The sequence below is a fragment of the Yoonia sp. MH D7 genome (assembly GCF_054439475.1).
The window spans coordinates 39,347-53,926 of record NZ_JBTJCF010000002.1 but is presented as its reverse complement, the minus strand read 5'-3'; the positions used below and the strand labels follow the sequence as shown (position 1 = coordinate 53,926).

At 60.6% G+C, this 14,580-nt stretch carries 1 protein-coding gene; it reads left to right on the top strand.

What is annotated here, in order from left to right:
- Positions 1-641: 641 nt before the first annotated feature.
- On the top strand, positions 642-14,096 hold the full coding sequence (locus tag ACXLHR_RS16555; protein WP_458792606.1) for an OmpA family protein: 13,455 nt from the start codon (positions 642-644) through the stop codon (positions 14,094-14,096).
- The last annotated feature ends 484 nt before the right edge of the window (positions 14,097-14,580 follow it).

The following is a 14,580-nucleotide window of genomic DNA, read 5'->3' as shown; positions in this document are numbered from 1 at the left end:
TAAGACGTGTAAATTTGCTAGGGCTTGCCGTTTACATGTTCTCGGCCTTCCAGTTTTTGGCGCCTCAGGTTGCTTTTGCTCAAGGGCTGACAAACGGCTTTTTCGAAACCGGTCACTCGATTTCATGTAACGCTGATCCACTTTTAAACAATGCTCAAGCTGTCTTCGCGCCGTCTCCTTGGCAACAGAGAGGCACTCCGGATTTCTCTACAGCGGAATGGATTGCGTTCCACACTTTCTACCAGGATCGGTCGACTTTACTTAGCGTATTGGGCAATACCTTTGACCAGTCGCCGAACGGTGGGTGCTTTCAAGGCTTCAGGAGTCTGAATACATCCTCGGCAGAGGGGATTTATCAGACGGTCAATATCTCGGATCCGACGCTGGAACTTGAGTGGCTCTATCAGTACACCGAGTACACGGTTCCTACCTTGGCACGGTGTACGCCTAACGTAGAATTTAGAATTAATTCAACAAGCTTTAACAGCGGAGAACGAGTCCACACTATCCCATCCGTAGGGGCGTCTGGCGAAGGTTCTTGGGTCTTGGGTACGACTGGGGCTTTCAAGCCATCTGATCACGGGATTACGGCGCCAGGAAACTACAGCGTTTATCTTGGTGTAACGAACACCGGATGCGATTTGACATGGGCTTTTGTTGATGGGTTAGAATTGGTTGAAGTTGTTGAGGCGGACCTGAGGACTGAAAAGACACTGGCCTCAGCCGACGCGACCCCCGCGGCTGGAGACACTGTTACGTTCTCGATAACTGTGACGAATGATGGTCCGGATGACGCAACCAATGTTACCCTGACTGATAGCATTCCATCGGGGCTTTCTGTTACTGGCAACAATGGCAATGTCACGGCTGGCACCTATGTGCCTGGTACCGGGATTTGGACCATCCCGTCGCTTATAAATGGCGCGAGCGCGACGTTAACCATCGAAGGCACCGTTAACGCAGATCAAGGTGGCGCAACGATTACTAACACGACGACTGCTGCAACCTCCGACGTTGACGACCCGTCGACCACTGGCGATGACTTGACTGAAAGCGTTGTTGTAGACAACGTTCTTGTGCCTGACGATGACAGCGGGACAGCTGTGTCCGGCACGGTCTCGACGCCGGTTGCGAATGTGACGGCGACGGACACGGTGAATGGCGCGGCGGCTGATCTGACTGTCGGCGGTAATGCGACGATCTCCGAAGACGGCACCTGGCCTACGGGCTTCAGCCTGAACACGACGACGGGCGCGGTTGAGTACGACGGCACCTCTGTGCTGCCGGGCGCTTACACGATGGATTACGAACTCTGCGATCTCGGCACACCTGCCAATTGCGAAACCGCAACGGTGACAGTGACGGTTGGTGCGGACATCGTGCCTGACGATGACAGCGGGACAGCTGTGTCCGGCACGGTCTCGACGCCGGTTGCGAATGTGACGGCGACGGACACGGTGAATGGCGCGGCGGTTGATCTGACTGTCGGCGGTAATGCGACGATCTCCGAAGACGGCACCTGGCCTACGGGCTTCAGCCTGAACACGACGACGGGCGCGGTTGAGTACGACGGCACCTCTGTGCTGCCGGGCGCTTACACGATGGATTACGAACTCTGCGATCTCGGCACACCTGCCAATTGCGAAACCGCAACGGTGACAGTGACGGTTGGTGCGGACATCGTGCCTGACGATGACAGCGGGACAGCTGTGTCCGGCACGGTCTCGACGCCGGTTGCGAATGTGACGGCGACGGACACGGTGAATGGCGCGGCGGCTGATCTGACTGTCGGCGGTAATGCGACGATCTCCGAAGACGGCACCTGGCCTACGGGCTTCAGCCTGAACACGACGACGGGCGCGGTTGAGTACGACGGCACCTCTGTGCTGCCGGGCGCTTACACGATGGATTACGAACTCTGCGATCTCGGCACACCTGCCAATTGCGAAACCGCAACGGTGACAGTGACGGTTGGTGCGGACATCGTGCCTGACGATGACAGCGGGACAGCTGTGTCCGGCACGGTCTCGACGCCGGTTGCGAATGTGACGGCGACGGACACGGTGAATGGCGCGGCGGCTGATCTGACTGTCGGCGGTAATGCGACGATCTCCGAAGACGGCACCTGGCCTACGGGCTTCAGCCTGAACACGACGACGGGCGCGGTTGAGTACGACGGCACCTCTGTGCTGCCGGGCGCTTACACGATGGATTACGAACTCTGCGATCTCGGCACACCTGCCAATTGCGAAACCGCAACGGTGACAGTGACGGTTGGTGCGGACATCGTGCCTGACGATGACAGCGGGACAGCTGTGTCCGGCACGGTCTCGACGCCGGTTGCGAATGTGACGGCGACGGACACGGTGAATGGCGCGGCGGTTGATCTGACTGTCGGCGGTAATGCGACGATCTCCGAAGACGGCACCTGGCCTACGGGCTTCAGCCTGAACACGACGACGGGCGCGGTTGAGTACGACGGCACCTCTGTGCTGCCGGGCGCTTACACGATGGATTACGAACTCTGCGATCTCGGCACACCTGCCAATTGCGAAACCGCAACGGTGACAGTGACGGTTGGTGCGGACATCGTGCCTGACGATGACAGCGGGACAGCTGTGTCCGGCACGGTCTCGACGCCGGTTGCGAATGTGACGGCGACGGACACGGTGAATGGCGCGGCGGCTGATCTGACTGTCGGCGGTAATGCGACGATCTCCGAAGACGGCACCTGGCCTACGGGCTTCAGCCTGAACACGACGACGGGCGCGGTTGAGTACGACGGCACCTCTGTGCTGCCGGGCGCTTACACGATGGATTACGAACTCTGCGATCTCGGCACACCTGCCAATTGCGAAACCGCAACGGTGACAGTGACGGTTGGTGCGGACATCGTGCCTGACGATGACAGCGGGACAGCTGTGTCCGGCACGGTCTCGACGCCGGTTGCGAATGTGACGGCGACGGACACGGTGAATGGCGCGGCGGCTGATCTGACTGTCGGCGGTAATGCGACGATCTCCGAAGACGGCACCTGGCCTACGGGCTTCAGCCTGAACACGACGACGGGCGCGGTTGAGTACGACGGCACCTCTGTGCTGCCGGGCGCTTACACGATGGATTACGAACTCTGCGATCTCGGCACACCTGCCAATTGCGAAACCGCAACGGTGACAGTGACGGTTGGTGCGGACATCGTGCCTGACGATGACAGCGGGACAGCTGTGTCCGGCACGGTCTCGACGCCGGTTGCGAATGTGACGGCGACGGACACGGTGAATGGCGCGGCGGTTGATCTGACTGTCGGCGGTAATGCGACGATCTCCGAAGACGGCACCTGGCCTACGGGCTTCAGCCTGAACACGACGACGGGCGCGGTTGAGTACGACGGCACCTCTGTGCTGCCGGGCGCTTACACGATGGATTACGAACTCTGCGATCTCGGCACACCTGCCAATTGCGAAACCGCAACGGTGACAGTGACGGTTGGTGCGGACATCGTGCCTGACGATGACAGCGGGACAGCTGTGTCCGGCACGGTCTCGACGCCGGTTGCGAATGTGACGGCGACGGACACGGTGAATGGCGCGGCGGTTGATCTGACTGTCGGCGGTAATGCGACGATCTCCGAAGACGGCACCTGGCCTACGGGCTTCAGCCTGAACACGACGACGGGCGCGGTTGAGTACGACGGCACCTCTGTGCTGCCGGGCGCTTACACGATGGATTACGAACTCTGCGATCTCGGCACACCTGCCAATTGCGAAACCGCAACGGTGACAGTGACGGTTGGTGCGGACATCGTGCCTGACGATGACAGCGGGACAGCTGTGTCCGGCACGGTCTCGACGCCGGTTGCGAATGTGACGGCGACGGACACGGTGAATGGCGCGGCGGTTGATCTGACTGTCGGCGGTAATGCGACGATCTCCGAAGACGGCACCTGGCCTACGGGCTTCAGCCTGAACACGACGACGGGCGCGGTTGAGTACGACGGCACCTCTGTGCTGCCGGGCGCTTACACGATGGATTACGAACTCTGCGATCTCGGCACACCTGCCAATTGCGAAACCGCAACGGTGACAGTGACGGTTGGTGCGGACATCGTGCCTGACGATGACAGCGGGACAGCTGTGTCCGGCACGGTCTCGACGCCGGTTGCGAATGTGACGGCGACGGACACGGTGAATGGCGCGGCGGCTGATCTGACTGTCGGCGGTAATGCGACGATCTCCGAAGACGGCACCTGGCCTACGGGCTTCAGCCTGAACACGACGACGGGCGCGGTTGAGTACGACGGCACCTCTGTGCTGCCGGGCGCTTACACGATGGATTACGAACTCTGCGATCTCGGCACACCTGCCAATTGCGAAACCGCAACGGTGACAGTGACGGTTGGTGCGGACATCGTGCCTGACGATGACAGCGGGACAGCTGTGTCCGGCACGGTCTCGACGCCGGTTGCGAATGTGACGGCGACGGACACGGTGAATGGCGCGGCGGCTGATCTGACTGTCGGCGGTAATGCGACGATCTCCGAAGACGGCACCTGGCCTACGGGCTTCAGCCTGAACACGACGACGGGCGCGGTTGAGTACGACGGCACCTCTGTGCTGCCGGGCGCTTACACGATGGATTACGAACTCTGCGATCTCGGCACACCTGCCAATTGCGAAACCGCAACGGTGACAGTGACGGTTGGTGCGGACATCGTGCCTGACGATGACAGCGGGACAGCTGTGTCCGGCACGGTCTCGACGCCGGTTGCGAATGTGACGGCGACGGACACGGTGAATGGCGCGGCGGTTGATCTGACTGTCGGCGGTAATGCGACGATCTCCGAAGACGGCACCTGGCCTACGGGCTTCAGCCTGAACACGACGACGGGCGCGGTTGAGTACGACGGCACCTCTGTGCTGCCGGGCGCTTACACGATGGATTACGAACTCTGCGATCTCGGCACACCTGCCAATTGCGAAACCGCAACGGTGACAGTGACGGTTGGTGCGGACATCGTGCCTGACGATGACAGCGGGACAGCTGTGTCCGGCACGGTCTCGACGCCGGTTGCGAATGTGACGGCGACGGACACGGTGAATGGCGCGGCGGTTGATCTGACTGTCGGCGGTAATGCGACGATCTCCGAAGACGGCACCTGGCCTACGGGCTTCAGCCTGAACACGACGACGGGCGCGGTTGAGTACGACGGCACCTCTGTGCTGCCGGGCGCTTACACGATGGATTACGAACTCTGCGATCTCGGCACACCTGCCAATTGCGAAACCGCAACGGTGACAGTGACGGTTGGTGCGGACATCGTGCCTGACGATGACAGCGGGACAGCTGTGTCCGGCACGGTCTCGACGCCGGTTGCGAATGTGACGGCGACGGACACGGTGAATGGCGCGGCGGTTGATCTGACTGTCGGCGGTAATGCGACGATCTCCGAAGACGGCACCTGGCCTACGGGCTTCAGCCTGAACACGACGACGGGCGCGGTTGAGTACGACGGCACCTCTGTGCTGCCGGGCGCTTACACGATGGATTACGAACTCTGCGATCTCGGCACACCTGCCAATTGCGAAACCGCAACGGTGACAGTGACGGTTGGTGCGGACATCGTGCCTGACGATGACAGCGGGACAGCTGTGTCCGGCACGGTCTCGACGCCGGTTGCGAATGTGACGGCGACGGACACGGTGAATGGCGCGGCGGTTGATCTGACTGTCGGCGGTAATGCGACGATCTCCGAAGACGGCACCTGGCCTACGGGCTTCAGCCTGAACACGACGACGGGCGCGGTTGAGTACGACGGCACCTCTGTGCTGCCGGGCGCTTACACGATGGATTACGAACTCTGCGATCTCGGCACACCTGCCAATTGCGAAACCGCAACGGTGACAGTGACGGTTGGTGCGGACATCGTGCCTGACGATGACAGCGGGACAGCTGTGTCCGGCACGGTCTCGACGCCGGTTGCGAATGTGACGGCGACGGACACGGTGAATGGCGCGGCGGCTGATCTGACTGTCGGCGGTAATGCGACGATCTCCGAAGACGGCACCTGGCCTACGGGCTTCAGCCTGAACACGACGACGGGCGCGGTTGAGTACGACGGCACCTCTGTGCTGCCGGGCGCTTACACGATGGATTACGAACTCTGCGATCTCGGCACACCTGCCAATTGCGAAACCGCAACGGTGACAGTGACGGTTGGTGCGGACATCGTGCCTGACGATGACAGCGGGACAGCTGTGTCCGGCACGGTCTCGACGCCGGTTGCGAATGTGACGGCGACGGACACGGTGAATGGCGCGGCGGCTGATCTGACTGTCGGCGGTAATGCGACGATCTCCGAAGACGGCACCTGGCCTACGGGCTTCAGCCTGAACACGACGACGGGCGCGGTTGAGTACGACGGCACCTCTGTGCTGCCGGGCGCTTACACGATGGATTACGAACTCTGCGATCTCGGCACACCTGCCAATTGCGAAACCGCAACGGTGACAGTGACGGTTGGTGCGGACATCGTGCCTGACGATGACAGCGGGACAGCTGTGTCCGGCACGGTCTCGACGCCGGTTGCGAATGTGACGGCGACGGACACGGTGAATGGCGCGGCGGTTGATCTGACTGTCGGCGGTAATGCGACGATCTCCGAAGACGGCACCTGGCCTACGGGCTTCAGCCTGAACACGACGACGGGCGCGGTTGAGTACGACGGCACCTCTGTGCTGCCGGGCGCTTACACGATGGATTACGAACTCTGCGATCTCGGCACACCTGCCAATTGCGAAACCGCAACGGTGACAGTGACGGTTGGTGCGGACATCGTGCCTGACGATGACAGCGGGACAGCTGTGTCCGGCACGGTCTCGACGCCGGTTGCGAATGTGACGGCGACGGACACGGTGAATGGCGCGGCGGCTGATCTGACTGTCGGCGGTAATGCGACGATCTCCGAAGACGGCACCTGGCCTACGGGCTTCAGCCTGAACACGACGACGGGCGCGGTTGAGTACGACGGCACCTCTGTGCTGCCGGGCGCTTACACGATGGATTACGAACTCTGCGATCTCGGCACACCTGCCAATTGCGAAACCGCAACGGTGACAGTGACGGTTGGTGCGGACATCGTGCCTGACGATGACAGCGGGACAGCTGTGTCCGGCACGGTCTCGACGCCGGTTGCGAATGTGACGGCGACGGACACGGTGAATGGCGCGGCGGTTGATCTGACTGTCGGCGGTAATGCGACGATCTCCGAAGACGGCACCTGGCCTACGGGCTTCAGCCTGAACACGACGACGGGCGCGGTTGAGTACGACGGCACCTCTGTGCTGCCGGGCGCTTACACGATGGATTACGAACTCTGCGATCTCGGCACACCTGCCAATTGCGAAACCGCAACGGTGACAGTGACGGTTGGTGCGGACATCGTGCCTGACGATGACAGCGGGACAGCTGTGTCCGGCACGGTCTCGACGCCGGTTGCGAATGTGACGGCGACGGACACGGTGAATGGCGCGGCGGTTGATCTGACTGTCGGCGGTAATGCGACGATCTCCGAAGACGGCACCTGGCCTACGGGCTTCAGCCTGAACACGACGACGGGCGCGGTTGAGTACGACGGCACCTCTGTGCTGCCGGGCGCTTACACGATGGATTACGAACTCTGCGATCTCGGCACACCTGCCAATTGCGAAACCGCAACGGTGACAGTGACGGTTGGTGCGGACATCGTGCCTGACGATGACAGCGGGACAGCTGTGTCCGGCACGGTCTCGACGCCGGTTGCGAATGTGACGGCGACGGACACGGTGAATGGCGCGGCGGTTGATCTGACTGTCGGCGGTAATGCGACGATCTCCGAAGACGGCACCTGGCCTACGGGCTTCAGCCTGAACACGACGACGGGCGCGGTTGAGTACGACGGCACCTCTGTGCTGCCGGGCGCTTACACGATGGATTACGAACTCTGCGATCTCGGCACACCTGCCAATTGCGAAACCGCAACGGTGACAGTGACGGTTGGTGCGGACATCGTGCCTGACGATGACAGCGGGACAGCTGTGTCCGGCACGGTCTCGACGCCGGTTGCGAATGTGACGGCGACGGACACGGTGAATGGCGCGGCGGTTGATCTGACTGTCGGCGGTAATGCGACGATCTCCGAAGACGGCACCTGGCCTACGGGCTTCAGCCTGAACACGACGACGGGCGCGGTTGAGTACGACGGCACCTCTGTGCTGCCGGGCGCTTACACGATGGATTACGAACTCTGCGATCTCGGCACACCTGCCAATTGCGAAACCGCAACGGTGACAGTGACGGTTGGTGCGGACATCGTGCCTGACGATGACAGCGGGACAGCTGTGTCCGGCACGGTCTCGACGCCGGTTGCGAATGTGACGGCGACGGACACGGTGAATGGCGCGGCGGTTGATCTGACTGTCGGCGGTAATGCGACGATCTCCGAAGACGGCACCTGGCCTACGGGCTTCAGCCTGAACACGACGACGGGCGCGGTTGAGTACGACGGCACCTCTGTGCTGCCGGGCGCTTACACGATGGATTACGAACTCTGCGATCTCGGCACACCTGCCAATTGCGAAACCGCAACGGTGACAGTGACGGTTGGTGCGGACATCGTGCCTGACGATGACAGCGGGACAGCTGTGTCCGGCACGGTCTCGACGCCGGTTGCGAATGTGACGGCGACGGACACGGTGAATGGCGCGGCGGCTGATCTGACTGTCGGCGGTAATGCGACGATCTCCGAAGACGGCACCTGGCCTACGGGCTTCAGCCTGAACACGACGACGGGCGCGGTTGAGTACGACGGCACCTCTGTGCTGCCGGGCGCTTACACGATGGATTACGAACTCTGCGATCTCGGCACACCTGCCAATTGCGAAACCGCAACGGTGACAGTGACGGTTGGTGCGGACATCGTGCCTGACGATGACAGCGGGACAGCTGTGTCCGGCACGGTCTCGACGCCGGTTGCGAATGTGACGGCGACGGACACGGTGAATGGCGCGGCGGTTGATCTGACTGTCGGCGGTAATGCGACGATCTCCGAAGACGGCACCTGGCCTACGGGCTTCAGCCTGAACACGACGACGGGCGCGGTTGAGTACGACGGCACCTCTGTGCTGCCGGGCGCTTACACGATGGATTACGAACTCTGCGATCTCGGCACACCTGCCAATTGCGAAACCGCAACGGTGACAGTGACGGTTGGTGCGGACATCGTGCCTGACGATGACAGCGGGACAGCTGTGTCCGGCACGGTCTCGACGCCGGTTGCGAATGTGACGGCGACGGACACGGTGAATGGCGTGGCGGTTGATCTGACTGTCGGCGGTAATGCGACGATCTCCGAAGACGGCACCTGGCCTACGGGCTTCAGCCTGAACACGACGACGGGCGCGGTTGAGTACGACGGCACCTCTGTGCTGCCGGGCGCTTACACGATGGATTACGAACTCTGCGATCTCGGCACACCTGCCAATTGCGAAACCGCAACGGTGACAGTGACGGTTGGTGCGGACATCGTGCCTGACGATGACAGCGGGACAGCTGTGTCCGGCACGGTCTCGACGCCGGTTGCGAATGTGACGGCGACGGACACGGTGAATGGCGCGGCGGCTGATCTGACTGTCGGCGGTAATGCGACGATCTCCGAAGACGGCACCTGGCCTACGGGCTTCAGCCTGAACACGACGACGGGCGCGGTTGAGTACGACGGCACCTCTGTGCTGCCGGGCGCTTACACGATGGATTACGAACTCTGCGATCTCGGCACACCTGCCAATTGCGAAACCGCAACGGTGACAGTGACGGTTGGTGCGGACATCGTGCCTGACGATGACAGCGGGACAGCTGTGTCCGGCACGGTCTCGACGCCGGTTGCGAATATGACGGCGACGGACACGGTGAATGGCGCGGCGGTTGATCTGACTGTCGGCGGTAATGCGACGATCTCCGAAGACGGCACCTGGCCTACGGGCTTCAGCCTGAACACGACGACGGGCGCGGTTGAGTACGACGGCACCTCTGTGCTGCCGGGCGCTTACACGATGGATTACGAACTCTGCGATCTCGGCACACCTGCCAATTGCGAAACCGCAACGGTGACAGTGACGGTTGGTGCGGACATCGTGCCTGACGATGACAGCGGGACAGCTGTGTCCGGCACGGTCTCGACGCCGGTTGCGAATGTGACGGCGACGGACACGGTGAATGGCGCGGCGGCTGATCTGACTGTCGGCGGTAATGCGACGATCTCCGAAGACGGCACCTGGCCTACGGGCTTCAGCCTGAACACGACGACGGGCGCGGTTGAGTACGACGGCACCTCTGTGCTGCCGGGCGCTTACACGATGGATTACGAACTCTGCGATCTCGGCACACCTGCCAATTGCGAAACCGCAACGGTGACAGTGACGGTTGGTGCGGACATCGTGCCTGACGATGACAGCGGGACAGCTGTGTCCGGCACGGTCTCGACGCCGGTTGCGAATGTGACGGCGACGGACACGGTGAATGGCGCGGCGGTTGATCTGACTGTCGGCGGTAATGCGACGATCTCCGAAGACGGCACCTGGCCTACGGGCTTCAGCCTGAACACGACGACGGGCGCGGTTGAGTACGACGGCACCTCTGTGCTGCCGGGCGCTTACACGATGGATTACGAACTCTGCGATCTCGGCACACCTGCCAATTGCGAAACCGCAACGGTGACAGTGACGGTTGGTGCGGACATCGTGCCTGACGATGACAGCGGGACAGCTGTGTCCGGCACGGTCTCGACGCCGGTTGCGAATGTGACGGCGACGGACACGGTGAATGGCGCGGCGGTTGATCTGACTGTCGGCGGTAATGCGACGATCTCCGAAGACGGCACCTGGCCTACGGGCTTCAGCCTGAACACGACGACGGGCGCGGTTGAGTACGACGGCACCTCTGTGCTGCCGGGCGCTTACACGATGGATTACGAACTCTGCGATCTCGGCACACCTGCCAATTGCGAAACCGCAACGGTGACAGTGACGGTTGGTGCGGACATCGTGCCTGACGATGACAGCGGGACAGCTGTGTCCGGCACGGTCTCGACGCCGGTTGCGAATGTGACGGCGACGGACACGGTGAATGGCGCGGCGGTTGATCTGACTGTCGGCGGTAATGCGACGATCTCCGAAGACGGCACCTGGCCTACGGGCTTCAGCCTGAACACGACGACGGGCGCGGTTGAGTACGACGGCACCTCTGTGCTGCCGGGCGCTTACACGATGGATTACGAACTCTGCGATCTCGGCACACCTGCCAATTGCGAAACCGCAACGGTGACAGTGACGGTTGGTGCGGACATCGTGCCTGACGATGACAGCGGGACAGCTGTGTCCGGCACGGTCTCGACGCCGGTTGCGAATGTGACGGCGACGGACACGGTGAATGGCGCGGCGGCTGATCTGACTGTCGGCGGTAATGCGACGATCTCCGAAGACGGCACCTGGCCTACGGGCTTCAGCCTGAACACGACGACGGGCGCGGTTGAGTACGACGGCACCTCTGTGCTGCCGGGCGCTTACACGATGGATTACGAACTCTGCGATCTCGGCACACCTGCCAATTGCGAAACCGCAACGGTGACAGTGACGGTTGGTGCGGACATCGTGCCTGACGATGACAGCGGGACAGCTGTGTCCGGCACGGTCTCGACGCCGGTTGCGAATGTGACGGCGACGGACACGGTGAATGGCGCGGCGGTTGATCTGACTGTCGGCGGTAATGCGACGATCTCCGAAGACGGCACCTGGCCTACGGGCTTCAGCCTGAACACGACGACGGGCGCGGTTGAGTACGACGGCACCTCTGTGCTGCCGGGCGCTTACACGATGGATTACGAACTCTGCGATCTCGGCACACCTGCCAATTGCGAAACCGCAACGGTGACAGTGACGGTTGGTGCGGACATCGTGCCTGACGATGACAGCGGGACAGCTGTGTCCGGCACGGTCTCGACGCCGGTTGCGAATGTGACGGCGACGGACACGGTGAATGGCGCGGCGGCTGATCTGACTGTCGGCGGTAATGCGACGATCTCCGAAGACGGCACCTGGCCTACGGGCTTCAGCCTGAACACGACGACGGGCGCGGTTGAGTACGACGGCACCTCTGTGCTGCCGGGCGCTTACACGATGGATTACGAACTCTGCGATCTCGGCACACCTGCCAATTGCGAAACCGCAACGGTGACAGTGACGGTTGGTGCCACCCCGATCGAGGCGGTTGATGACACACCGGCACTTGTGGATGGCGCAACAGGGGGAACCATTCCAAACGTTGTGACAAATGATAGGTTGAACGGTGCAGCAAACCCAACGATCGGTGTCGATGTCATCGTGAACGGAAGCGGCATTGCCAATAGCGGTACCGTTCTAGGCATCGATGTGACGCCTGCCTTAGGCGGGATAACAATGGACACGAGCACCGGTGTTGTGGCGGTTTCTGCCGGAACAACCGCCGGAACTTATATCTATACCTATGAGATCTGCGAAATGCTCAACCCGATCAATTGCGACACTGCGAGGGTGACGATAGTAGTTGATCCGCTTAATCTAATTCTAAGAATTGAGGACGAACTCGAGACCATATTGGAAGAAGACCTCGCCAACACTCTGACCATGCAGAGCAACCAGATCAGCGGCTATTCCGCTGACGCTTTGGACCGTCTTCGCATGCGGAGCCATGATGAGTGTCGTGCTGACGCAAACGCGCGCCTCGCTGTTGAGAACATCCTATTTGATACAGACAAGGCCATCATCAAGCCGGAAAGCGACCGGACGCTTGATGATATCGCGGCAATCCTGATGAGCTGCCCTAGCAGTGCTTTTGAGATCGCGGGCCATACGGACAGTGATGCTTCTGATGAGTATAACGTCGACCTGAGTCAGCGCCGCGTCGTGGCCGTTCGCCAAGCCCTTGCACAGCGCGGTGTAGATACGACAGGTTATATTGCACGCGGCTACGGTGAAAGCCTGCCAATCGCAAGCAACGCAACGGAAGAGGGTAAAGCCCAGAACCGTCGCGTGGAGTTTCAGACATTGGACGATGCAGATAGTTATCAAGGCCCATGTGATAACAGCTTCAGCCTTGAACGGAGCTTGAATGCAAACGCGAACGACGATGGGATGATTGCTGATGGGCAGTTTGTGAGAGATCAGCACGATTGTCTCACAGACCGTCGTGAAGTCTTTGAAGGGTCACTCAGCTATAGCGATACTGGGCAGGGACAGACGCAAAGCGCGATTAACCTATCCTATCGTCGCGAACAGTATCGTGGCAGCGACAGTGTCTTTGGATACTTCGTTGGCCTCTATGGGTCTCAGTCAGACGTGACACGTCTGGCCAATGGTGAAATCAGAGGCTTTGGTCTGAACGCCGGCGTCTATGGTGCCAACCGGCTGGATAACGAGCTATACCTCGACTACTACCTCGGTGCAGCTGCAGGCCGTCATGAGTTTGATCTGGCCTTCGCGCGAGACATCGGGACGATCGATGCAAGTGGCAACTATCAGTATATCGCAGGCTTTGCTGGAGCAGCAATTTCGGGCGAAGTGGAGGTCGGTGGCACCACTCTCACACCGCGCATTGGCTTCGACTATGTCTATACGCCCGGTGCCGATGTGGATGTGGTTGCAGAGTTTGGTAGCCTGTCAGAGGTAGGTGGCCTTGAATTGGATGCGATCTCTGGCGGACGCGTGTTTGCCGAGGTGCGCATGGATCATCTTGTCGACCAAGGTCGGGCGAACCTATGGTTCAACCCGCGTTTGGCTTGCTATCAGTCCCTCGGCAGTCTTGACGGAGTTTGTGGCATAGGTGGCTCCATCGGTATCGAGAACACCGACGAAGACAGTAATCTTACCTATTCGTTCGAAATCGACGGTGAATGGGGTCAGGACTACACTCTCGGCTCTTTCACAGCTAGCGTCGGTCGACAGATCGGGCTGGGGACGTTTAGTGGAGATGCGACCATGAGTACTAAAGGCTCAGTAACATTGGGCGGGACCTACGAAATCGGGTTCTAGTGCCTTCTAGAACTGTAAAGGCCTGCGCTAAGAGCGTGGGCCTACCCTTCGGTCGATATACCTGCGGTCTCGTTCACGGCTACCGTCAGAGGTTGTTTCCGCAGTGCTCGCCAATGATCGGTTTCCTCGCGGCAGAGCGGCGTGGCGAGGGCAGTTTCATGACTTCGCAATCTCCGATTCCTGCGCAGAGCGGCCATTCGAGTGCGATGCAGCATTCGGTAAAGTGTGCTCTCTTGAGGCCTTCGCTGCATTCTCCGAGAAGGACAGCTATGCAGGCGAATAGCCCGCTGAGGAGGCGTCGCGCTAAGGCTTGGCTACCAACAAGGTCTGCCTATCATTCTTCATCATAAAAATAGAATTTGCGGCGTGAAACGTCGCTGTTTTTGATAAGGATTTTCCAGAGAGTTTCGCCAATGAATGCTAGGATGCCCCCGGTGACGGCAAGGTAGAGCAGGAAAAGCGTGTAAATATCCCAGAAGTTACC